The 22,450-nt window shown below is 45.3% G+C and carries 22 protein-coding genes and 1 tRNA gene; 20 read left to right on the top strand and 3 right to left on the bottom strand.

Annotation, left to right across the window (positions count from 1 at the left end; translation table 11 throughout):
• Positions 1–40 precede the first annotated feature (40 nt).
• Both trxA and uvrC read left to right on the top strand, forming a co-directional pair.
• On the top strand, positions 41–355 hold the full coding sequence (gene trxA / locus RRU94_RS13510) for a thioredoxin (protein WP_251269621.1): 315 nt from the start codon (positions 41–43) through the stop codon (positions 353–355).
• A 152-nt stretch (positions 356–507) separates the two neighbouring features.
• The gene (uvrC, locus tag RRU94_RS13515; protein WP_315694807.1) at positions 508–2,283 is read left to right on the top strand and encodes an excinuclease ABC subunit UvrC; all 1,776 of its coding nucleotides are present in this window, start codon (positions 508–510) and stop codon (positions 2,281–2,283) included.
• A gap of 17 nt (positions 2,284–2,300) precedes the next feature.
• Here the strand turns inward: uvrC and RRU94_RS13520 are convergent, their stop codons facing one another.
• Complete coding sequence (locus RRU94_RS13520; protein ID WP_315694809.1) at positions 2,301–2,735, bottom strand: YslB family protein; 435 nt, start codon at positions 2,733–2,735, stop codon at positions 2,301–2,303.
• 220 nt (positions 2,736–2,955) lie between these two features.
• Between RRU94_RS13520 and RRU94_RS13525 the strand changes: the two genes are divergently transcribed.
• The 11 genes from RRU94_RS13525 (at position 2,956) to RRU94_RS13575 (ending at position 11,433) form a co-directional block, all read left to right on the top strand.
• Positions 2,956–3,564, top strand: a complete 609-nt coding sequence (locus RRU94_RS13525; protein ID WP_309089606.1) for a succinate dehydrogenase cytochrome b558 subunit — start codon at positions 2,956–2,958, stop codon at positions 3,562–3,564.
• A 68-nt stretch (positions 3,565–3,632) separates the two neighbouring features.
• Complete coding sequence (gene sdhA / locus RRU94_RS13530; RefSeq protein WP_315694812.1) at positions 3,633–5,396, top strand: succinate dehydrogenase flavoprotein subunit; 1,764 nt, start codon at positions 3,633–3,635, stop codon at positions 5,394–5,396.
• Positions 5,396–6,163: a succinate dehydrogenase iron-sulfur subunit gene (gene sdhB, locus RRU94_RS13535; RefSeq protein ID WP_315694814.1), complete on the top strand. Its 768-nt coding sequence runs from the start codon at positions 5,396–5,398 to the stop codon at positions 6,161–6,163. Before sdhA ends, sdhB begins: the two co-directional genes overlap by 1 nt.
• Positions 6,164–6,631: 468 nt before the next feature.
• Positions 6,632–6,850, top strand: coding sequence for a helix-turn-helix domain-containing protein (locus RRU94_RS13540; protein ID WP_242233483.1), 219 nt, complete (start codon positions 6,632–6,634; stop codon positions 6,848–6,850).
• A gap of 114 nt (positions 6,851–6,964) precedes the next feature.
• The gene (locus tag RRU94_RS13545; protein ID WP_315694816.1) at positions 6,965–7,414 is read left to right on the top strand and encodes a MarR family winged helix-turn-helix transcriptional regulator; all 450 of its coding nucleotides are present in this window, start codon (positions 6,965–6,967) and stop codon (positions 7,412–7,414) included.
• Between the two features lie 10 nt (positions 7,415–7,424).
• Positions 7,425–8,219 carry a glutamate racemase gene (racE, locus tag RRU94_RS13550; protein ID WP_315694818.1) on the top strand — a complete coding sequence of 265 codons (795 nt, stop codon included), beginning with the start codon at positions 7,425–7,427 and terminating at the stop codon, positions 8,217–8,219.
• 64 nt (positions 8,220–8,283) lie between these two features.
• A complete protein-coding gene (locus RRU94_RS13555; RefSeq protein ID WP_315694820.1) occupies positions 8,284–9,279 on the top strand; it encodes a GerMN domain-containing protein in 996 nt (331 codons plus the stop codon).
• A 69-nt stretch (positions 9,280–9,348) separates the two neighbouring features.
• Positions 9,349–10,107: a ribonuclease PH gene (gene rph, locus RRU94_RS13560; protein ID WP_315694822.1), complete on the top strand. Its 759-nt coding sequence runs from the start codon at positions 9,349–9,351 to the stop codon at positions 10,105–10,107.
• On the top strand, positions 10,100–10,708 hold the full coding sequence (locus RRU94_RS13565; RefSeq protein ID WP_315694824.1) for an XTP/dITP diphosphatase: 609 nt from the start codon (positions 10,100–10,102) through the stop codon (positions 10,706–10,708). Before rph ends, RRU94_RS13565 begins: the two co-directional genes overlap by 8 nt.
• Positions 10,705–11,214: a metallophosphoesterase gene (locus tag RRU94_RS13570; protein ID WP_315694826.1), complete on the top strand. Its 510-nt coding sequence runs from the start codon at positions 10,705–10,707 to the stop codon at positions 11,212–11,214. Before RRU94_RS13565 ends, RRU94_RS13570 begins: the two co-directional genes overlap by 4 nt.
• Positions 11,215–11,359: 145 nt before the next feature.
• Positions 11,360–11,433 (top strand) — tRNA-Arg (locus RRU94_RS13575).
• 274 nt (positions 11,434–11,707) lie between these two features.
• Here the strand turns inward: RRU94_RS13575 and RRU94_RS13580 are convergent.
• Complete coding sequence (locus RRU94_RS13580) at positions 11,708–12,097, bottom strand: SET domain-containing protein (protein WP_242233308.1); 390 nt, start codon at positions 12,095–12,097, stop codon at positions 11,708–11,710.
• A 133-nt stretch (positions 12,098–12,230) separates the two neighbouring features.
• Here RRU94_RS13580 and RRU94_RS13585 point away from each other — a divergent pair, with 133 nt between their 5' ends.
• The 5 genes from RRU94_RS13585 to yihA all read left to right on the top strand — a co-directional run bounded on the left by RRU94_RS13585 (position 12,231) and on the right by yihA (position 19,267).
• Complete coding sequence (locus RRU94_RS13585; protein ID WP_315694829.1) at positions 12,231–13,178, top strand: tetratricopeptide repeat protein; 948 nt, start codon at positions 12,231–12,233, stop codon at positions 13,176–13,178.
• Between the two features lie 121 nt (positions 13,179–13,299).
• A complete protein-coding gene (tig, locus tag RRU94_RS13590; protein WP_315694831.1) occupies positions 13,300–14,586 on the top strand; it encodes a trigger factor in 1,287 nt (428 codons plus the stop codon).
• A 199-nt stretch (positions 14,587–14,785) separates the two neighbouring features.
• Positions 14,786–16,051: an ATP-dependent protease ATP-binding subunit ClpX gene (gene clpX / locus RRU94_RS13595; protein ID WP_315694833.1), complete on the top strand. Its 1,266-nt coding sequence runs from the start codon at positions 14,786–14,788 to the stop codon at positions 16,049–16,051.
• A gap of 256 nt (positions 16,052–16,307) precedes the next feature.
• Positions 16,308–18,632 (top strand): endopeptidase La, encoded by a 2,325-nt coding sequence (gene lon / locus RRU94_RS13600; RefSeq protein WP_251269582.1) that lies wholly within the window; start codon positions 16,308–16,310, stop codon positions 18,630–18,632.
• Complete coding sequence (gene yihA / locus RRU94_RS13605) at positions 18,629–19,267, top strand: ribosome biogenesis GTP-binding protein YihA/YsxC (RefSeq protein ID WP_315694838.1); 639 nt, start codon at positions 18,629–18,631, stop codon at positions 19,265–19,267. Before lon ends, yihA begins: the two co-directional genes overlap by 4 nt.
• 31 nt (positions 19,268–19,298) lie before the next feature.
• Here the strand turns inward: yihA and RRU94_RS13610 are convergent, their stop codons facing one another.
• On the bottom strand, positions 19,299–19,793 hold the full coding sequence (locus RRU94_RS13610; RefSeq protein WP_315694840.1) for a hypothetical protein: 495 nt from the start codon (positions 19,791–19,793) through the stop codon (positions 19,299–19,301).
• 438 nt (positions 19,794–20,231) lie between these two features.
• On the opposite strand from RRU94_RS13610, the gene hemA reads away from it, so the two are divergent.
• Both hemA and RRU94_RS13620 read left to right on the top strand, forming a co-directional pair.
• On the top strand, positions 20,232–21,575 hold the full coding sequence (gene hemA, locus RRU94_RS13615; RefSeq protein ID WP_315694842.1) for a glutamyl-tRNA reductase: 1,344 nt from the start codon (positions 20,232–20,234) through the stop codon (positions 21,573–21,575).
• Between the two features lie 13 nt (positions 21,576–21,588).
• Positions 21,589–22,422 carry a cytochrome C assembly family protein gene (locus RRU94_RS13620; RefSeq protein WP_251269578.1) on the top strand — a complete coding sequence of 278 codons (834 nt, stop codon included), beginning with the start codon at positions 21,589–21,591 and terminating at the stop codon, positions 22,420–22,422.
• Positions 22,423–22,450: the final 28 nt, after the last annotated feature.

Genomic DNA, 22,450 nt, shown 5'->3' on the forward strand with positions numbered 1-22,450 from the left:
GATATACTTTCCGTACAGAAACTTTAGGAGGTATTTATACATGGCAATTGTAAAAGCGACTGATGCAAACTTCTCGACTGAAACAGGAAGCGGACTTGTTCTTGCGGATTTCTGGGCACCTTGGTGCGGACCGTGCAAAATGATTGCGCCTGTTCTTGAAGAATTAGATTCTGAAATGAGCGAAAAAGTAAAAATCGTCAAAATTGACGTTGATGAAAACCAACAAACTGCTGGCGAATACGGCGTAATGAGTATCCCGACACTGATCTTGTTCAAAGACGGCCAGCCGGTCGATAAAGTGATTGGATTCCAGCCAAAAGAAGCGCTTGAAGAACTAATCAACCGCAACGCGTAATGAAAGAAAGAGCGTCCCGCATTGACGGGGCGTTTTTTTTACGTTATTTCCTTAAAAATCTCCTTCGTTTTCCTGCCAGGCAGCCTTCCGGTAAAGAATGCTGCCTGGCTCGTCCGCCGTACGCTTTCTTAATATAAAAGGAGTGAAAAAAGATGAATGAACTGATCCAGCATAAACTGGCTCTCCTGCCGGATGAATCTGGATGCTATTTAATGAAGGACCGGCACGGGACAGTGATTTATGTGGGAAAAGCAAAAGTGCTGAAGAACCGGGTCCGTTCCTATTTTACCGGCTCGCATGATGCGAAAACAACGAGACTGGTCAGTGAAATTGTAGACTTTGAATATATTATTACTTCCTCGGATCTTGAAGCGCTTATTTTAGAGCTGAACTTAATTAAAAAATACGATCCAAAGTATAATATCATGCTTAAGGACGACAAAAGTTATCCGTTTATTAAGCTGACTGCAGAGCGGCATCCGCGCCTCATTATCACGAGGAAGGTAAAAAAAGACAAAGGGAAGTACTTTGGCCCGTACCCGAATGCGTATGCTGCATCGGAAACAAAAAAGCTCCTGGACCGCTTGTATCCGCTCCGCAAATGCTCAACACTGCCTGACCGCGTTTGTCTGTATTACCATATGGGGCAGTGTCTCGCTCCTTGTGTAAAAGAAGTGCCAGCTGATACGTATAAAGAAATGGCAGCGGAAATTACCCGCTTTTTAAATGGCGGCCATCAAGAAGTGAAAAAAGCCTTAACCGCAAAAATGGAAGAAGCAGCGGAAAAGCTTGAATTTGAACGCGCAAAAGAATATCGTGATCAAATTTCTCATATCGACACCCTGATGGAAAAGCAAAAAATCAACATGGCCGACCTTACTGATCGTGATGTTTTTGGCTATACAGTCGATAAAGGCTGGATGTGTGTGCAGGTGTTTTTTGTGCGTCAGGGACGCTTAATTGAACGGGATGTGTCCACTTTTCCTATTTATAGTGAGCCTGAAGAAGAATTTTTAACATTTCTTGGCCGTTTTTATGAGGCGCCGGAGCATTTTAAGCCGAAGGAGATTCTTCTTCCGGACGCTGTTGATGCAGATCTTGCCGGCCAGCTGATCGGTGTGCCGGTTACAAAGCCGCAGCGGGGCAAGAAAAAGGAATTGGTGGAGCTTGCAGGCAACAACGCAAAAGCGGCTTTAAAAGAAAAATTTGCGTTAATTGACCGGGACGAGGAAAGAACGATCAAAGCGGCTGAGCAGCTTGGCGAAGTCATGAATATTCATGTTCCCCGTCGAATTGAAGCATTTGATAACTCAAACATCCAGGGAACAGCACCGGTATCGGCGATGATTGTCTTTATTGACGGGAAGCCTGAAAAAAAAGAATATCGAAAATATAAAATTAAAACTGTAAAAGGGCCCGATGATTACGGCTCTATGCGGGAAGTAGTGCGGCGCCGGTATACTCGTGTGCTGCGGGAAGGGCTGCCGCTGCCTGATTTAATTATTATCGATGGCGGGAAAGGGCAGATAGAAGCAGCGCGCGATGTATTGCTAGATGAGCTTGGGCTTGATATCCCGGTCGCCGGCCTCGCAAAAGACGAGCGTCACCGCACCTCCCAGCTTCTTTATGGAAGCCCGCTGCAAATTGTGCCGCTTGCGCACAACAGCCAGCCATTTTATTTACTTCAGCGTATTCAGGATGAAGTGCACCGGTTTGCGATTACCTTCCATCGGCAAATCCGGGGCAAAGGTGCTTTCCAATCTATTTTAGATGACATAGAGGGCGTGGGGCCGCAGCGGAAAAAGCAGCTGTTAAAGGCATTTGGCTCTCTTAAAAAACTAAAAGATGCATCAAAAGAAGAAATCATGGCGGCTGGGATTCCAGCCAAAACAGCCGAAGCCGTTATGGCAGCTCTAAATGAAGAATAGACCGCTCAGCGAGCGGTCTATTCCCATTTTACCGTAATTTCGACATGCTTATTTTTCTTATGTAATTGACAAATTGCTTCAGCGTTCGACTCAAAACGGGCTGCTGCCTGTTCCGCAATAAAGCCGCTTTCAAGCGTAAAAGCAGGATCTGCCTGCACGGTAAACCGCCGTTCAACTAAACTTCCAGATAAGCGGTAGACCCATTCTTTTCTCGTTTCTTTTACAAGTTCAATTGTACCCCAGCCGGCTTCTTTGAAAAAAGCTGTCAATTCTTCTGTATTTGCACAAGGAAAGCGCCGCGCCAGCGTTTTTCCGCCCCAATATAAGATTTCAGCCGCGTCATTTCCGAGCAGATCGCCAAGTAAAACATCCCGTATCAGTTCATAGCCAAAGACAGAAACGGACGCTTTCGGTGCTTCAACGAGTCCCTGTTCTTCGTTTTCAATAGTCAAAGTGAATTCCTCGCTTTCTCTCTCGTTATTATATACAATTGACCGTCCCAAAAAAAGCATATTCCGCATGAAAAGCCGGACAAAAATGTCCCCACCTTACCTTGACGCTCTTAATTTATGGGAGTAAAATGAATTTGTCACATCGTAAGATTACTAGATGAAGCAATGTGCGAATAAACAAAATATTTGTCGGATGCTTCAAATTCAAGGGGGGAAAATGGTGGCTGACAATCGAGAGTTTTTTTACCGCAGGCTGCACTCATTGCTCGGTGTCATTCCAGTCGGGCTTTTTATGACGCAGCATTTAGTCGTGAATCATTTTGCGACGAAAGGGGAAGAAGCGTTTAACCAGGCGGCAGGCTTTATGGGAAGTTTACCTTTTGTGCTTGTGCTTGAAACGTTAGTGATCTTCCTGCCACTTTTGTTCCACGCGATTTATGGGCTTTACATTGCGTTCACTGCGAAAAACAATCCTGGACGCTTTGGGTACTTCCGCAACTGGATGTTTGTGCTGCAGCGCTGGACAGGCGTGATTACACTGATCTTTGTTGCATGGCACGTATGGGAAACACGGGTTCAAGCTGCGCTTGGTGCAGAAGTGAATTTTCAGATGATGGAGAATATTTTAGATAATCCATTTATGCTTGTTTTTTACATAGTTGGAGTTCTTTCAGCAATTTTCCATTTTGCAAATGGTTTATGGTCGTTTTGTGTGAGCTGGGGAATCGCAGTATCGCCACGTTCGCAACGCATTGTTACATACGCAACGTTACTTGTATTTTTAGCTTTATCGTATGTCGGATTAAGCGCTATCTTTGCGTTTGTATAAAACCCGGCAATGAATGGAGTTTTGTCAGATAGATAGAAGGCAGGACTGAAAAGGGAGTGGACCTCACAATGAGTAAAGGTAAAGTTATCGTAGTCGGCGGCGGCTTGGCCGGTTTGATGGCTACGATTAAAGCAGCGGAGGCAGGTACGCCTGTCGAGTTATTTTCGCTCGTCCCGGTAAAGCGTTCTCATTCCGTTTGTGCGCAGGGCGGCATTAATGGAGCGGTTAATACAAAAGGGGAAGGCGATTCCCCGTGGGTACATTTTGATGACACCATTTATGGAGGCGATTTCTTAGCGAATCAGCCGCCGGTAAAAGCGATGGCAGAAGCGGCACCAGGCATTATTCATTTGCTTGACCGTATGGGCGTTATGTTTAACCGGACACCGGAAGGTCTTCTTGATTTCCGACGTTTCGGAGGCACACAGCATCACCGTACCGCTTTTGCAGGTGCCACTACAGGCCAGCAGCTGCTGTATGCGCTGGATGAGCAGGTGCGCCGCTTTGAAGTAGCAGGTCTTGTGACAAAATATGAAGGCTGGGAATTTCTCGGCGCCGTAATTGATGACGAAGGAATTTGCCGTGGGATTGTTGGGCAAAACCTGGCAACGATGGAAATTCAATCGTTTCCAGCAGATGCGGTTATTATGGCAACAGGTGGCCCTGGTATTATCTTTGGTAAGTCTACAAACTCGATTATCAACACAGGCTCAGCTGCATCAATTGTGTATCAGCAGGGCGTTCATTATGCAAATGGCGAGTTCATTCAAATTCACCCAACAGCGATTCCAGGCGATGACAAACTTCGCCTAATGAGTGAATCGGCGCGTGGTGAGGGTGGACGCGTTTGGACATATAAAGATGGGAAGCCTTGGTACTTCCTGGAAGAGAAGTATCCAGCTTATGGAAACCTGGTACCGCGGGATATTGCAACACGTGAAATCTTTGACGTTTGCGTAAACCAAAAACTAGGTATCAATGGTGAAAACATGGTATACCTGGATCTGTCTCATAAAGACCCACACGAACTAGACATCAAGTTGGGCGGAATTATCGAAATCTATGAAAAGTTCATGGGTGATGATCCGCGTAAAGTACCGATGAAAATCTTCCCTGCTGTTCATTACTCTATGGGCGGACTATGGGTTGATTATGACCAGCAGACAAACATTCCAGGTCTTTTTGCAGCTGGTGAGTGTGACTATTCACAGCACGGTGCAAACCGTCTTGGGGCGAATTCTCTCCTTTCCGCTATTTATGGCGGTATGGTAGCAGGACCAAACGCAGTACGGTACATTAACGGGCTAGAGAAAAGTGCCGAGGCCGTTTCTTCGTCTGTTTTCGACAATCATGTGAAGCAGGAACAGGTAAAATGGAACGATGTCATGTCCTTAAACAAAGGATCTGAAAATGCCTATGTTCTTCACAAGGAATTGGGCGAATGGATGACCGCTAATGTGACCGTTGTTCGATATAATGATAAGTTGCAGCAGACAGACGATAAAATTGTTGAGTTGATGGAACGCTATAAAAACATCGACATTAACGATACAGCCAAGTGGAGCAATCAGGGTGCGATGTTTACCCGCCAGTTGAAAAACATGCTTCATTTAGCACGCGTCATGACGATTGGTGCTTTGAACCGGAACGAAAGCCGAGGAGCACACTACAAGCCGGACTTCCCGGATCGTAATGACGAGGAATTTATGAAAACAACGATGGCCACGTTCACAGGTGAAAACACGGCGCCTTCTTTCCATTACGAAGACATCGATGTATCGCTCATTCCGCCTCGTAAACGGGACTACTCGAAGAAGAAGGAGGAGAAATAATGAGTGAGCAAAAAACAGTTCGATTTCTCATCACACGTCAAGATGCCGCTGATTCTACTCCTTATGAGGAAGAGTTCGAAATACCCTACCGTCCGAATATGAACGTGATTTCCGCCCTAATGGAAATCCGTCGTAATCCGGTAAATAAAAAAGGTGAAAAAACAACACCGATTACCTGGGACATGAACTGTCTTGAGGAAGTATGCGGCGCTTGCTCTATGAATATCAATGGCAAGCCGCGGCAGTCTTGTACAGCTCTGGTTGACCAATTGGAGCAGCCGATTCGCCTGGCTCCAATGAATACGTTCCCGGTTGTCCGTGACCTTCAGGTAGACCGCAGCCGTATGTTTGATTCATTAAAGCGTGTTAAAGCGTGGGTGCCAATTGATGGAACGTACGATTTAGGGCCTGGACCGCGTATGCCGGAACGGAAGCGCCAATGGGCATATGAACTGTCCAAATGTATGACATGCGGTGTATGCTTAGAAGCTTGTCCGAATGTAAACAGCAAATCAAACTTTATCGGTCCGCAGCCATTATCACAGGTTCGTTTGTTTAATGCACATCCAACTGGTGCTATGAACCGTGATGAGCGCCTCGAAACGATTATGGGAGACGGAGGACTTGCCAACTGCGGTAACTCACAAAACTGTGTTCAGTCCTGCCCGAAAGGCATTCCGTTAACGACATCGATCGCTGCGTTAAACCGTGAAACTACATTCCAGTCGTTCCGTAATTTCTTCGGAAGCGACCACGCAGTAGATTAATAGAAAACCTCCAGCTTATGCTGGAGGTTTTTTGCGCGGAAAGATACCATGACCGTTGTCGGTCAATGAAAGCAACTGCGTATGTGAGGCTCTGAAAGAATAGGCATGTCTCGGTCATACACCCGCCGTATCTATATGTTCTGGAAAAGGTCTCGTTTGCTTTTTGCAGGCGGGCGGCTCCAAAAAACCAATCGTGGACCTCATTACAGCTGTAACAGCTGATTTATAAGTAACTATAGGGAAAGGTGTTCTATCGTAATGAACTAAAATGTAAGTAGCTTCCCTTGTCACTTTCCCGGTGGTTTTTATGGCAAAAAAGTAACGTGATGATGCCCTTGATAAAACCTATGGCCGGTCTGTTTCTTTTACCAATAATACAAAAGAGCTTCTTATGTAAAACCAATTACGTATAGCGAGCATATGATAAGGGTAGTGGCGGCTAACCGACACAGGCTGCTCTTTGAAAGGGTGACGTTGTTTGTGGCAGCTCTGATTTTGACGAAACGCGAAAAAGACGTATTCAAGAGACTGGTTGACGGAAAATCTACACACGACATTGCAGAAGAATTGGGAATCAGTGAAAAAACGGTCCGGAACCATATTTCAAATGGCATTCAAAAGCTGGGCGTCAAAGGACGGGCGCAAGCCATTGTAGAATTGCTTCGGATCGGGGAGCTTACGTTATAAAGCTAAAGCCGTGCCGGGAAGGGCGCGGCTTTTCCCTTGCTTGCATTTTGTTTGAAAAAAAGCGAAAATAAAAAAGAATGGCATATTGTTTTACATATGAAAGGGTGCAAAAACATGTCTCTCACACAAAGCAGTTCGGGAGAAGCGGTCGCCGATATTGAACGGAACCTGCGTCATATTGACAGCATTATCAAGCAAAAAGGCCGTGAAATTTTAAATGATTATATGATTACGCCGCCACAATTTATTGCCTTGCATTCATTATATGAAAAAGGGGATACAACTATTGGCGATCTTTCTTCAAGAATGTTTTTGGCATGCAGCACGACAACGGATTTAATTAACCGAATGGAAAAAGCATCCCTTGTTGCGCGCGTCCGGGACACAAAAGACCGGCGCATTGTCCGGATTCATCTTCTAGAAGAAGGCGAAAAAATTATTAAAGAAGTTATTAAAAGGCGCCGCCAATATGTGGAGGATGTGCTGGATAACTTTTCGGAGGAAGAAACAGCGCAATTAAATGCCCTTTTAAGTAAAATGCACATTGAAATGAAAGTGGAATGAGGCGTCGGTGTTGAACAGACCAATTGGAGTAATTGATTCAGGTGTCGGCGGGCTGACGGTTGCAAAAGAAATGATGCGCCAGCTGCCTAAAGAAACCATTTATTATATAGGGGATACAGCGCGCTGTCCGTACGGCCCGCGGCTGCCCGGAGAGGTACGGCAGTTTACTTGGGAAATGACCCGTTTTTTAGAGCGGTATGATATGAAAATGCTGGTGATTGCCTGCAACACGGCTACCGCCGTTGTGTTAGATGAAATCAAACGCCAGCTTCCTATTCCGGTTGTCGGTGTTATTCAGCCAGGCTCCCGCGCGGCTATTAAACAAACCAAGAATCGTCGCATTGCTGTGCTTGGAACCGACGGCACGGTGAAAAGCAAAGCTTATGAAAAAGCTATTGCTGCTATTGATCCGGGAGCAGAAGTGTATGCTCTTGCTTGTCCGGGATTTGTCCCGCTTGTTGAAAGTGGAAAATATCGCAGTGAGCGAGCCAAACAGGTGGTGGCCCATACACTTGAACCGCTAAAAGAAACGCCTTCTGATACGGTTATACTTGGCTGCACACACTATCCTCTCTTGGAACCGATTATTGCGGATTTTATGGGGGAAGAGGTGTCAGTCATTAGTTCTGGTGATGAAACCGCCCGTGAAGTCAGTGCGATTTTAGAGTTTAATGAGATGCTTTCAGATAGCGAACAGGCGGATCACCGTTTTTTTACAACCGGAAGTGTCCGGGCTTTTAACGCGATTGCAGCAGACTGGCTTGGGGATGTTCCATTAAATACGAAAAAAATTCAGCTGGCATAAATGCCGGCTTTTTTTCATTTGTCTGCATATATTTGTATGAATGCAAATGAAAGGGGCGGTTTAAGTGCAGAAAAAATGTGGCTTGCTGTTGCTGCTTATACTGTCAGGCTGTTCAGCGGAACCAGAGGAAGGACTGCCGGTGAAAGTGGTGTATACCGAAGAAGAGGGAGACAAGCCGGTCGCAGCAGAAGAAAAAGTGATGGCAGAATTGTATGTGGTGGACGAAAATGGACTTCTTGTTCCTCAAATAGCGGCAGTCGAAGGGAACGGGCAGGAAGAGCAAGCTGCGCTTATCGCGCTGGCGGAAGGGAACATTCCAGCCGGCTTCCGTTCTCCATTGCCTGAAGGAACCGTTATTCAAGATGTCGAGCTCGATGGGAAAACAGCCATCGTAAGTGTGGGGGGCGCTTTTGCTAATTATCCGGCAGAGGAAGAGGAACTTGTCGCATCAGCGATTACGTGGACGGTTACCGGAATGGGCCAGGCAGATCGCGTTCAAATTAAATTTAACGGCGAAACACTAGAGTCCATGCCAAAAGCAGGACTGCCGATTGCAGCCGGAGGCATGAAGCGGGAAGATGGCATCAACTTAAAAGCGGGCTATACCGATCCTGGAGCAACAAAACCGATTACCGTGTATTTTACCGGGCAAAATGAACAGGGACCTTATTTAGTGCCGGTTACCCGCCGTATTTCAGAGGATGAAACAGACCTTATTGCTGCTTCGGTAAAAGAGCTGGCGAAAGGACCTGCAGCAGGCAGCGGGCTTATGACAAGCTGGCCGGCTGATACAAAGCTGACAAAAGAACCAGAAGTAGAAGATGGACGGGCTGTTCTTCAGTTTAACGAAGCCGTTTTGGAAAACAACGGAGAAGCTCTTGTTTCAAGCAGTCTGCTAAAGCCGTTATCACTTACGCTGGCTGCTACTGCCCAAATTGAAAGTATAGGGGTTGAGGTGGAAGGCCATCCAGAGGTGAAAATGGAAACAGGGGCTCCTCTGCCGGCTTCCTTGACGACTCCTTTATTTGTGAATGAAGAAAGTCTTCCATCTGCCGAATGAATATTTGACAGACACGTATAATTTTTGGAAAATGGACAGCGGAAGCAGGAAAAAAACGGAGGAATGTATATGCGCACAGATGGACGGACAGAAAAAGAACTTCGGCCGGTTGACATTCAAACCAGCTTTTTAACACATCCGGAAGGGTCCGTGCTGATTTCAGTTGGAAATACAAAAGTAATTTGCACCGCGACGATTGAAGACCGGGTTCCGCCTTTTATGAGAGGGAGCGGAAAAGGCTGGGTTACAGCAGAATACGCGATGATTCCGCGAGCGACCGGCCAGCGCAACATGAGGGAATCAACAAAAGGAAAAGTAACCGGACGGACGATGGAGATTCAGCGGCTGATCGGCCGGGCGCTGCGCGCAGTCGTAGACCTTGATGTTATTGGAGAGCGCACTGTCTGGATCGACTGCGATGTGATTCAGGCAGACGGCGGAACCCGGACTGCAGCCATTACAGGCGCGTTCGTAGCCATGACCCTGGCTCTGCATGATTTGGCGATCGAAAAGGAGTTTTCCGTTTATCCGATTACGGATTTTCTTGCGGCCACAAGTGTCGGCATTGTCAAGGAGCATGGAGTTGTTGTAGATTTAAATTATGAAGAAGACAGCACTGCAGAAGTAGATATGAATGTCGTCATGACAGGGACCGGGAAATTTGTGGAAGTACAGGGAACAGGAGAGGAAGCCACTTTCTCTATGAACGAGCTTCAAGAAATGCTTCAAGCAGCACAAAGCGGCCTGGAAACGTTATTTGATATTCAAGCAGAGGCGCTGGGCGTTGCAGCAGAGTTGATCTACGAAAGGAAGTCAGTCAATGAATGAAGTCATCGTGGCTACGCGTAATGCTGGTAAAGCAAAGGAATTTATTCGCATGTTTGAGCCTGTCGGCATCACAGTGAAAACACTGCTTGATTATCCCGATCTTCCGGATGTAGAGGAGACAGGCAAAACCTTTGCAGAAAATGCCTTTTTAAAAGCTGATTTTGCCGCCCGGTCAACAGGCCGGCCGGCGATTGCTGACGATTCAGGCTTGATCATTGATGCGCTTGATGGACGTCCGGGCGTGTATTCAGCACGGTATGCCGGAGAAGAAAAAAACGATCAGGCGAACAATGACAAAGTACGGGCCGAAATGAAAGACGTACCGAGAGAAGACCGGACCGGCCGTTTTATGTGTGTGCTCGCTGTAGCGTTTCCGGATGGGCGTGACCCGATTTATGCAGAAGGGCGCTGTGAAGGAATCATTGGTTTTGAAGAAGCGGGCCAGCATGGATTCGGGTATGATCCATTGTTTATTCCGGAAGGGTACAATGTGACAATGGCACAGCTTGATCCGGAAGAAAAAAACCGAATCAGCCACCGTGCAAATGCCCTTGAGTCATTACGGGCACAGCTGCCGGAATTGGCAGGTGAACCGGAATGAAGATGCTTGTCGTAAGTGATAACCATGGATGGAACAGCATTTTGTCGGATTTAAAGCAGCGCTATGCAGGTAAAGTTTCGGTGATGATTCATTGCGGAGATTCCGAAATGAGGGCAACAGAACCGGAAGTCGTCGGCTATACGATTGTCCGCGGCAATTGCGATGATGAGGACAAGTTCCCAAACGACATCTTAGAAAGTGTAGAAGACTGCCGTGTATTTGTGACACACGGTCATCGCTACAATATCAAGATGACGTTAACGAACTTAGCTATGAAGGCAAAAGAAACCGGAGCCGATTTTGTTTTTTTCGGTCATTCTCATACCCCGGGTGCTGAAATGGAAGACGGTGTTTTGTATTTGAACCCGGGAAGCATTTCCCTGCCGAGAGGACGCCGTGAAAAAACATACGCTATTGTCGATGTAAGCAAATCGGCGATTTCCGTTCAATTTTATGATGACACACATCAAGAAGTAAAAGAACTAAGCTGCACATTCAGCCGGTGAGCGAACAGAACGTCCTGCTGTTCGCGCAGGGCGTTTTTGTTTCAAGTCAAAAATCGAGCGGTATAACAAATAATTTATTTTAAAATGAAATAAGTGTTGACAGCCGATATATGGATTGATATTATAGATATTGTCTTCAGAGGAAGTCTCAGTAGCTCAGCTGGATAGAGCAACGGCCTTCTAAGCCGTCGGTCGGGGGTTCGAATCCCTCCTGGGACGTAATAAAAAAAGCGCCGTAGGGCGCTTTTTTTGTGTGTATTTATAGGAATCTATCTCTATTTTTATTATATTAAGTAAAGCTGCAGATCAAAGCATGGACCAATGCTTTGATTTTTTTTTAGAGCGAAAAAGGAAATCTGGCAGTCCGATATATGGAACAAAGCAAAAGCCATACAGGGGATGTATGGCTTTTTTGCAATGCATGATACAGGACGAGAGGGCTTATTATAAACTGGACATAGAGAGCCGCCTTGAGAGTACGGCAGCTTTGCTCTTATTGCTCCAGGCTGTCATCATTAAACCAAAGCGGAGCGTTGTCATCCACATCACCATTGTAATTAATTAAAATCTCTTCACCGGCCTGAATATCCCGATATGCATAAAATTTAAAAGAATGACTTTCAAAATGAATGTCATATGTAGCATTAGGGTCATAGGAATGATTAAACAGCATACCATAACCAAGCAGGATAGCTGAGTGATTGACGCCGTATTCAAAAGCATAATCGGCTAACAGGGTCTTTTCGATATGGATGTGCTGGTCGTTCGGGTAGGGAATAACAGGCGCCTCGTGAAGCATCTCTCCCTTTTTTATATCACGGACAGCGAAAACGCCGCGGTTCAGTTCACCGTCGCTTAATGTAGATGTTTTAACTTCGATCATGATTGGATCTCCTTTTCATTGTATTCATACTAACAGCATGACAGTCGGAAGCGGCAAGAGCAACTGTTTTCTCTGTTCAACCGCCCGGTACCATGCTACACTCAACTATTATAAGAGCTGGCGGGTGAGAACGTTGAAGAAAAAAAGAAGAAAAAAATCAGGCAATGTCGTTCAATTTCCTGGCACTTCAGCCCGGCTCCAGCAGCAGGGACAGCAGGCGCTGGAGGAAAAGCGGTTTGATGAAGCCATTCGTCTGTATACCGAAGCGCTCCGTTTTGACGAAGGGCACCAGGAAGAAATTAAAACAGCTCTCTTAATTGCTTATCACGAAAGCGGGAGCCACGATGAAGGGATAGAGCTTTCCCGTGCGATGCTGCATGCAGGAGAAGGCCATTATTTTGACGTGCTTGACCTGCATGTGTTGATGCTCATTCAAAAACGGCGGTATAAAGAAGTCGCGGATACATTATCCGTCCTGCTTGAAGAAGGGCTTCCGCCAGATCGTTACGAGCATTTTGCACACTTAAAAGCAATGGCAGACCGAATGAGTGTGAAAAAAGAAGAAACGCTGTTCCAAACGGACGATTCCTTTCAGGATAAAATGATGAAGCTGGCAGAACTGGCCAAAACGGATGCCGCCCCTTTTGAAAAAGAGCTGATAGACCGGGCGGGCGATCAAATCGAGCATCCGTTTATTCAAACGATGGCTCTTGGGCTGCTGCGGGATATAGGAACTGCCGAAAGGGTGTTGGTGCGCAAATTTCACTTTGAAAAAGAGGTTATTCCTGTGATGGAAGGAGAAGTGTTCAGCCATCCTTTTTTCAGAGATGTAATACAATACTTAGAAGAAACCGCCGGCCAAAATGACCCCGCCCTGTGCGAGCAGGCTGTGGAGCTGGCCAGACAGTATCAGTTTTTGCTGTATCCTTTTGATCCCCCTGCATCTGTAGAGCAGTGGGCGGAGGCATTGGTGCTGAAAATAAGCCGCCTGTACGAGATGAGCAGTACAGTGGAAGGTACTTCAGAAGGCGAAGCAGTGCTTCAATTTATGAAAGAACTCGATGAAATTTCAGCCTTTTAGTTGAAACAAAGCGGCTGTATGGTATAATGTAAAAGTCGTATTGTGTCCTTTTTATATCAATTCAGAATATACATAGGACGAACGTTCATATTTATTAATAGATTGTTGGAGGGAATTTTTTATGTCAGCAAAGTGGGAAAAACAAGAAGGCAACCAAGGCGTACTAACAGTTGAGGTTGACGCTGAAACCGTTGATAAAGGCCTTAACACAGCATTTCAAAAAGTAGTTAAAACAATTAACGTTCCAGGATTCCGTAAAGGGAAAATGCCGCGTCCGTTGTTTGAACAGCGTTTTGGCGTGGAAGCTCTTTACCAGGATGCGATTGATGCAATTCTTCCTGAAGCATACGGAAAAGCGATCGACGAAACAGGCATTGAGCCAGTTGACCGTCCAGAAATCGATGTAGAGCAATTCGAAAAAGGCAAGCCGTTTATCTTCACTGCGAAAGTTACGGTAAAACCTGAAGTAACACTTGGCGACTACAAAGGCCTTGAAGTAGAAAAAGAAAACACAGAAATAACAGAAGAAGATGTGCAAAATGAATTAAAAGATCTTCAAAAACGTCATGCTGAGCTTGTTGTAAAAGAAGACGGTACAGTTGAAAACGACGACACAGTTGTAATCGATTTTGAAGGCTTCGTGAATGGTGAAGCATTCGAAGGCGGCCAAGCTGACAACTATTCAATCGTAATCGGTTCTGGCACATTCATCCCAGGTTTTGAAGATCAATTGATCGGCATGAAAACAGGCGAAGAAAAAGACGTTGAAGTAACATTCCCTGAAGAGTACCATGCAGAAGAGCTTGCGGGTAAACCAGCAACGTTCAAAGTAAAACTTCATGAAATCAAAGCGCAGGAGCTTCCTGAGCTGAACGATGAATTCGCAAAAGAAACAGACGAAGAAGTAGAAACATTAGAAGCATTAAAAACAAAAATCCAAGAGCGCCTTGCAGAGCAAAAGAAAAATGCTGCAGAGCAAAAGCTTCGTGACGATCTTGTTGAAAAAGCAGTTGCCAATGCACAAACAGATGTGCCTGAGGCAATGATCAACACAGAAATCGACCGTATGCTTCAAGAATTCACGCAAAACCTTTCTATGCAAGGTATGAATCTTGACTTGTACTATCAATTCTCTGGACAAACAGAAGAAGACCTTCGCAGCCAAATGAAAGAAAATGCTGAAACACGCGTACGTACAAGCTTAACGCTTGAAGCGATCGCAGAAGCAGAAAACCTTGAGCCAACAGACGAAGATGTAGATGCAGAAGTAACAAAAATGTCTGAGCAATTTGGTCTTTCTAAAGAAGACGTTCAAAAAGCACTTGGAAGTCTTGAAGGCATGAAAGCAGACTTGAAAATTCGTAAAGCAGTCGAATTTCTTGTCGAAAACAGCACAGTTGGTGCATAATAAATAAAGAACAAACTGACAGGGCGCGACGTGATCGTGCCTTGTTTTCTACCCAAAAAGAGCTGAGAAACGCTTTTTCGTTTTGGTTTTGTGGCAGATGTGCTACAATGCGATACATAACTTAGTTACGGCGCAGTTAAAAAGCGGACTATTAAAAAGGGGCTCCCAGCTGCACCAACATAGCATAAGGGGTGAACAGATGTTTAAGTTCAATGAAGAAAAAGGACAATTGAAATGTTCGTTTTGTGGAAAATCACAGGACCAGGTGAGGAAACTCGTCGCGGGACCTGGCGTTTATATTTGCGATGAGTGCATTGAACTATGCACAGAGATCGTGGAAGAAGAACTGGGTACAGAAGAAGAAGTAGAATTTAAAGATGTGCCAAAACCAACTGAAATTCGTGAAATTTTAGGTGAGTACGTTATTGGTCAGGAGCGTGCGAAAAAATCGCTTGCTGTGGCAGTGTATAACCACTATAAACGTATTAATTCAAACAGCAAAATTGATGATGTTGAATTGGCAAAATCAAATATTTGCTTGATTGGCCCGACAGGAAGCGGGAAAACGCTTCTTGCTCAAACGCTGGCGCGTATTTTAAATGTGCCATTTGCGATTGCAGATGCAACATCACTGACAGAAGCTGGTTATGTAGGGGAAGATGTTGAAAATATCCTTCTTAAGTTAATTCAAGCGGCTGATTATGATGTGGAAAAAGCTGAAAAAGGGATTATTTACATCGATGAAATTGATAAAGTAGCCCGCAAATCAGAAAACCCATCGATTACACGTGATGTATCCGGTGAAGGTGTTCAACAGGCACTGTTGAAAATCCTGGAAGGAACAGTAGCGAGCGTACCGCCGCAAGGAGGACGTAAGCATCCGCATCAGGAATTTATTCAAATTGACACAACGAACATCCTATTTATCTGTGGTGGAGCGTTTGACGGCGTCGAACAAATTATTAAACGCCGCCTTGGCCAAAAAGTCATTGGATTTGGCTCCGAGCAGAAAAATGATCAAGGCGAGGAAAAATCCTACCTTGCTCAGCTTGTACCGGAAGACTTGCTTCGTTTTGGATTAATTCCGGAATTTATCGGACGTCTTCCAGTGATTGCAAGCCTAGAGCAGCTGGATGAAGACGCGTTGATTGAAATTTTAACAAAGCCGAAAAATGCGCTGATCAAGCAGTACCAAAAAATGCTGGAGCTTGACGATGTAGATCTTCAATTTGAAGATGAGGCTTTAAGTGAAATTGCGAAAAAAGCGATTGAGCGGAAAACAGGTGCCCGTGGTCTTCGTTCCATTATTGAAAGCATTATGCTCGATGTAATGTATGAATTGCCGACACGTGAAGATATTAAAACATGTGTGATCACGAAGGAAACCGTAACCGACCTTGCGCCGCCGCGTCTTCTTGATGAAAATGGAAACGATGTCGGCTCTGCCGATAAAACGTCTGCATAAAGACGGGTCATTTTAGGAAGGGACAGTGCCTCTCGGGGTGCTGTCCCTTCTTTTCAATCGACAGTTTCTGTTCGTTTGCGTTAAGATAGGAAGAAAGAAAGGGAAGAAAAGAGATATTTTGGACGTTATCCAGCTTTAGGCGCTGCCGGAGATCCACTTATGTAAAGCATAAAAGCACCGCGGTATGATATCGTGGCTTTTGTTTGGATGGATAAACGGGCGCCTTGCGCTTTTCTTACTGGGAGGGAGATTTGTCATGAAGGCAGATACAATTTATACTGTGCCATTGCTTCCGCTGCGCGGAATGCATGTATATCCGACAATGGTTCTGCATTTGGATGTAGGCCGTGATCGGTCGATCGAAGCACTTGAAAAAGCCATGATGAACGATCAGCTTGTTTTTTTATCCGCTCAAAAAGACCCGGATTTAGATGATCCATCTGGGGATGATGTATACGAAGTCGGTACATTAACGAAAGTAAAGCAAATGCTGAAGCTGCCAAATGGAACGATTCGTGTGCTTGTTGAAGGGCTGGACCGGGCAAAACTGATTTCTGTTGTAGACCAGGGAGCATTTTATGAAGCGGTCGTAGAAGTGCATAAAGAAGACGTGACTAAAGATACAGAAACAGAAGCACTGATGCGGATGCTGTTAAAGCAGTTTGAGCAATATGTCAAGTTGTCCAAAAAAGGTTCGGCGGAAACGATCAGTTCAGTGGCTGATATTGAAGAACCGGGAAGACTGGCTGATATTGCCACATCTCACATGTCACTAAAAGTAAAAGAAAAGCAGGAGATTTTAGCGACATTCTCTATAAAAGAACGACTGGAACGATTAATTTCCCTTCTTCACAGTGAACGGGAAGTATTGAATTTAGAAAAGAAAATCGGACAGCGTGTGAAAACATCGATGGAAAAAACGCAGAAAGAATATTATTTGCGTGAGCAGATGAAAGCGATCCAGCTTGAACTTGGCGATAAAGAAGGAAAAACAGGGGAAGTTGAAGAACTGACCACACGCATTATGGCTGCAAATATGCCGGAGCATGTGGAAAAAACAGCCATGAAGGAGCTTGACCGTTACGAAAAAATTCCGCAAAGCGCCGCGGAAAGCGCGGTTATCCGCAACTATCTTGAATGGCTCGTTACACTGCCATGGTCCAAGGCGACCGAAGATGACCTGGATGTATTAAAAGCCGAAGATGTGTTAAACCGTGATCACTACGGTCTTGAAAAAGTAAAAGAGCGGGTGCTTGAATTTTTAGCTGTCCGTCAATTAACGCAGTCACTGCGCGGGCCGATTCTTTGCCTTGGAGGTCCTCCGGGCGTGGGGAAAACAAGCCTGGTCCGTTCTATCGCGGAATCGCTTGGCCGGAATTTTGTACGCATCTCGCTTGGCGGTGTCCGTGATGAATCGGAAATCCGCGGCCATCGCCGCACGTACGTAGGTGCTATGCCGGGCCGGATTATTCAAGGCATGAAAAAAGCAGGTACCATCAACCCTGTTTTCTTGCTTGATGAAATTGATAAAATGTCGAGCGATTTTCGTGGTGATCCATCTGCTGCGCTTTTAGAAGTGCTTGATCCGGAACAAAACCATAACTTCAGTGACCATTACATTGAAGAAACATACGACTTATCGAATGTCATGTTCATTGCAACAGCCAATGATCTGAGCGCTATTCCAGGACCGCTGCGTGACCGCATGGAAGTGATCTCTATCGCCGGCTACACAGAAGTAGAAAAAATCAATATTGCAAAAGACCATTTATTCCCGAAACAAGTAAAAGAAAATGGCCTTTCACGAAATCAGCTTCGTTTAAAAGAAGAAGCGATTCGGGATATCGTCCGCTATTATACTCGTGAAGCCGGCGTGCGGGGTCTTGAACGCCAAATGGCTGCCATCTGCCGCAAAGCCGCTAAAAAAATCGTATCAGGCGAGAAAAAGCGGATTACGGTTACAGACAAAAACTTGCAGGAGTTTCTTGGCAAGCGTATTTTCCGCTATGGGCAGGCTGATACCGAAGATCAGATCGGCGTAGCGAACGGTCTGGCTTATACCTCTGTCGGCGGCGATACGCTGCAAATCGAAGTGTCACTTTCTCCGGGGAAAGGCAAGCTTATTTTAACCGGAAAACTGGGAGACGTGATGAAAGAGTCCGCGCAGGCTGCATTCAGCTATGTGCGTTCAAAAGCGGATGAGCTCGGCATTGAAGCAGATTTTCATGAACATCATGACATTCACATTCACGTTCCAGAAGGGGCGGTTCCAAAAGACGGGCCATCTGCAGGGATTACAATGGCGACGGCACTTATTTCGGCTCTTACGGGACGCCCAGTACGCCGGGATGTGGGCATGACGGGAGAAATTACACTGCGCGGCCGCGTGCTGCCTATCGGCGGTGTAAAGGAAAAATCACTCGGTGCGCACCGTGCCGGTTTAACAACGATTATTCTGCCTAAAGACAATGAAAAAGATATCGATGATGTTCCAGAAAGTATCCGTGAAGGCATGACGTTCCTGCCTGTTTCGACCATGGATGAAGTATTGGACATCGCGATCGGAGGAAGCAATTCATGAAAGTAAACAATGTGGAACTGGTGATCAGTGCCGCGAAACCGCACCAATACCCGACGGATGGCCTGCCGGAATTTGCACTTGCCGGACGGTCGAACGTGGGAAAATCATCTTTTATTAACCGCATGATCGGCCGTAAAAGCCTGGCCCGTATTTCATCAAAACCCGGCAAAACGCAAACACTGAACTTCTATAAAATTGAAGACACCGTCTTTTTTGTCGATGTGCCGGGTTACGGCTATGCAAAAGTGGCTAAAACAGAGCGTGAGGCCTGGGGACGCATGATCGAAACGTATATGACGGACCGGGAGCCGCTTGCTGCCTGCATTCATATTGTCGATTTGCGTCATGCTCCATCTGCTGACGATGTAGCGATGTATGAGTTTCTAAAATATCACGACATTCCAGCTATTGTGATTGCGACAAAAGCAGACAAAATTCCAAGAGGAAAATGGCAAAAGCATTTAAAAGTGGTAAAAGAAACCCTTGATTTCGATCCGCTCGATGATATCATTGTCTTTTCATCGGAGACGGGCCTTGGAAAAGATGAAGTGTGGAAAGCTGTGAAAAAACGGATGCTCGATCAAAAAGAATATCAAGCAGAGCTGCGTAAAGAAGAAGAATTCGGAGAAGAATAAAAACAGCCTCCCAATAAGGGAGGCTGTTTTTTTATGTTTTTTTGCGGGCCGGTCCGCTATTTCTTTTCACAAACAGCAGGTATCCGCCCACCACAATTAAAATCAGCGGCCAAAACTGCCAAAAGGAACCCGCCGGTCCGAGCCATTGTTTCACAGTGCCATAAAAAAGCATGACGGATGCTAAAGCTAAAAATAAAACACCGTTTAAAAGACCGCGGCCGGTCTGCTGATGTTGCAGCAAAAAGCCTACGGCAATGATGAGAAGAAAAACACCGGTATCATTGGCCCACCAGCCAAGGTAGTCGACTACATAAAAATGAAACCCAAATCCCGAAAGCACGACACCGGGAACCAGTCCGCTCCCATCACCTTTAAATCCTTGGGCAAGAAAAGCAAGACCTGTAATAAAGAGCAGAGCCGGCCAGCCAAGATAAGGCTTAACCCACGTAAAAGCTGATTGGTGGAGAAAGAAGTACAAACCAAAGCCAATTAATAAAACTCCTGGGAAGATACGCTGTTCATTCATATCGATTAAGCCCCGCTTTCCAACACATTTAATAGAGCGCCCACAGGAAGTGGGTTATGAAAATGTTGTGACAAGACGTCACCTTCTTAGTCTTTATACAATAATTTCAACCTGTTGCTAAAATAATTTTTATTTGATAATATTTATAAATAAGAAACCAAACAAAACGTCGTTTGAAAAAATACGGCCCCGAACTTATGTCATTTTGCCTGTTGTTCAGCGCATTAGCTCATGCGTTATAACGGTGATCGGTAACGCCGTCGTTTTAGCATTGGAGTTTCTGTCTATAGTACAAACAGAAACAGGAATACGTGTACATATGTTTCAAAAACATGACTGTCTTTTATGTTAGCATATGTTCACAATTTATAAAAAATAAAAACGTTACATTATGGTATAATGAAACCTACAATGAATCGTTTTCGGGGGTGCAGTGACGTGCATATCATCACGGTGGGATTAAATTATAAAACAGCCCCGGTAGAAATTCGTGAGCGCCTTTCATTTAGAGAAGAAACGCTCGCGGCAGCGATGGCAGAGCTCCAAAAACAAAAAAGTGTGCTTGAAAATGTCATCGTATCGACGTGTAACCGTACAGAAATTTACGCGGTTGTTGATCAGCTGCATACCGGCCGTTACTATATAAAAGAATTTTTGTCGAAATGGTTCGATATTCCTCAGGCAGACTTTACGCCGTTTTTGTTTATTTATGAGCAAGAGGCTGCGGTTGAACATCTTTTTCGTGTGTCTGCCGGATTAAATTCAATGGTTCTGGGCGAAACACAAATTTTAGGACAGGTCCGCCAAAGCTTTTTGCAATCACAAGAAGTAAAAGCGGCAGGTACCGTTTTTAACCGTTTATTTAAACAGGCGATTACATTGGCTAAACGGGCGCATGCCGAAACAGACATTGGCGCGAATGCAGTATCTGTCAGCTATGCAGCAGTGGAACTTGCCAAAAAGATTTTTGGCCGCTTGTCCGGCCGTCATGTTTTAGTTCTGGGTGCTGGTAAAATGGGCGAACTGGCCATCCAGAACCTGCATGGCAGCGGTGCGACAAAAGTGACTGTCGTAAACCGGACGTTCGAAAAAGCAGAAGCGCTTGCTGAGCGGTTCCAGGGCCGGGCTAAAACAATGGACGAGCTGCAAGGCGCATTGGTTGAAGCGGATATCTTAATCAGCTCAACCGGCTCAAAGGATTACGTCATCACAAAAGAAATAATCGAGGGTGTTCAAAAGCTGCGCAAAGGGCGTCCTTTGTTTATGGTCGATATTGCGGTTCCTCGTGATATTGCACCTGAGGTTGCGGATTTGGACAGCATTTTCTTATATGATATCGATGACTTGGAAGGCATTGTCGAAGCGAACCTGGCTGAACGAGAAAAAGCCGCCGCAAAAATAGGTCTTATGATTGAAGGGGAAATCGTCGCGTTTAATGAGTGGATTAATTTGCTTGGTGTTGTGCCGGTTATTTCGGCTTTGCGCCAAAAAGCACTTTCAATTCAAGCGGACACGATGGAGAGCCTCAACCGGAAGCTCCCGCATTTATCAGAGCGTGACCGGAAAGTATTAAGCAAGCACACAAAAAGTATTGTCAATCAGATGCTGAAAGATCCGATCTTGCAGGCAAAAGAATTAGCCGGTGACAAGCGGGCGGCTGAAAAGCTTGAGCTTTTTATGCACATTTTCAATATTGAGGAAGACGTTCAAGAACTGAAGCGTGCACAGGAAGAAGAAGAGCGTGTTCAGAGGGTTCAAACAAAGCCTTTACTCCAGTTTTAAGTGAGGTTACGTGATGTTGGAGCAAGGAATGATCCGCCTTCATGAACTTATGATTATTTTGTACGCTGTAAGCGTATTGCTTTATTTTCTTGATTTTGTTCAAAAAAACCAGCGGGCGAATCGAATCGCCTTCTGGATTTTAACAGTGGTTTGGAGCCTTCAAACTATTTTTTTAGGCTTGTATATGTATAATACAGGCCGATTTCCTGTATTGACTCTTTTTGAGGGTCTTTATTTTTATGCATGGGTGCTAGTTACGTTTTCTCTTGTTTTAAATAAGCTGCTTCGGATGGATTTCACGGTTTTCTTTACGAATGTGATAGGGTTTATGATCATGACGATCCATACCTTTGCGCCGGTTCAGGTAGAGTCGCAGGCGGCAGCGGAAAAACTGGTATCGGAGCTTTTGCTTCTTCATATCACGACAGCGATATTGTCGTATGGAGCGTTCTCGCTGTCGTTTATTTTTTCAGCCCTATACCTGCTTCAATACCGGCTTTTAAAAATGAAAAAGTGGAATGAACGCCTCTGGAGGCTTGGAGATCTTGGCCAGCTTGAAAAGCTGTCAGTCATCTGGAATGCAATGGGTGTTCCGCTTTTGCTGCTGAGCTTAATTTTAGGACTAGTTTGGAAAACGATTAAACTGCCTGATGTAAGCTGGTTTGATTTGAAAATTGTTACTTCTTTTGTTTTACTGTTTATATATAGTGCTTTTTTGTATGTGAAAGTGCGAAAAGGAGTCTCGGGAAAAACCCTTGCATCGATCAATGCAGCGGCTTTTCTTATCATCTTAATGAACTTTTTCCTCGGAAGCCGGCTGTCCACATTCCATTTCTGGTATTCGTGACACCGGCTTTCGGGCGGTTATGGAGGGA

The sequence above is a fragment of the Domibacillus sp. DTU_2020_1001157_1_SI_ALB_TIR_016 genome (assembly GCF_032341995.1).
Classification (GTDB): Bacteria; Bacillota; Bacilli; order Bacillales; family Domibacillaceae; genus Domibacillus; species Domibacillus indicus_A.

Excerpts from the sequence above, each read along its gene's own strand:
- lon (WP_251269582.1), top strand. The coding sequence starts at position 16,308 with ATGAAGGCAGATACAATTTATACTGTGCCATTGCTTCCGCTGCGCGGA.
- tig (WP_315694831.1), top strand. The coding sequence starts at position 13,300 with ATGTCAGCAAAGTGGGAAAAACAAGAAGGCAACCAAGGCGTACTAACA.
- RRU94_RS13620 (WP_251269578.1), top strand. The coding sequence starts at position 21,589 with ATGTTGGAGCAAGGAATGATCCGCCTTCATGAACTTATGATTATTTTG.
- RRU94_RS13545 (WP_315694816.1), top strand. The coding sequence starts at position 6,965 with ATGTCTCTCACACAAAGCAGTTCGGGAGAAGCGGTCGCCGATATTGAA.
- RRU94_RS13565 (WP_315694824.1), top strand. The coding sequence starts at position 10,100 with ATGAATGAAGTCATCGTGGCTACGCGTAATGCTGGTAAAGCAAAGGAA.
- RRU94_RS13580 (WP_242233308.1), bottom strand. The coding sequence starts at position 12,097 with ATGATCGAAGTTAAAACATCTACATTAAGCGACGGTGAACTGAACCGC.
- rph (WP_315694822.1), top strand. The coding sequence starts at position 9,349 with ATGCGCACAGATGGACGGACAGAAAAAGAACTTCGGCCGGTTGACATT.
- trxA (WP_251269621.1), top strand. The coding sequence starts at position 41 with ATGGCAATTGTAAAAGCGACTGATGCAAACTTCTCGACTGAAACAGGA.
- uvrC (WP_315694807.1), top strand. The coding sequence starts at position 508 with ATGAATGAACTGATCCAGCATAAACTGGCTCTCCTGCCGGATGAATCT.
- sdhA (WP_315694812.1), top strand. The coding sequence starts at position 3,633 with ATGAGTAAAGGTAAAGTTATCGTAGTCGGCGGCGGCTTGGCCGGTTTG.
- RRU94_RS13610 (WP_315694840.1), bottom strand. The coding sequence starts at position 19,793 with ATGAATGAACAGCGTATCTTCCCAGGAGTTTTATTAATTGGCTTTGGT.
- yihA (WP_315694838.1), top strand. The coding sequence starts at position 18,629 with ATGAAAGTAAACAATGTGGAACTGGTGATCAGTGCCGCGAAACCGCAC.
- clpX (WP_315694833.1), top strand. The coding sequence starts at position 14,786 with ATGTTTAAGTTCAATGAAGAAAAAGGACAATTGAAATGTTCGTTTTGT.
- sdhB (WP_315694814.1), top strand. The coding sequence starts at position 5,396 with ATGAGTGAGCAAAAAACAGTTCGATTTCTCATCACACGTCAAGATGCC.
- RRU94_RS13570 (WP_315694826.1), top strand. The coding sequence starts at position 10,705 with ATGAAGATGCTTGTCGTAAGTGATAACCATGGATGGAACAGCATTTTG.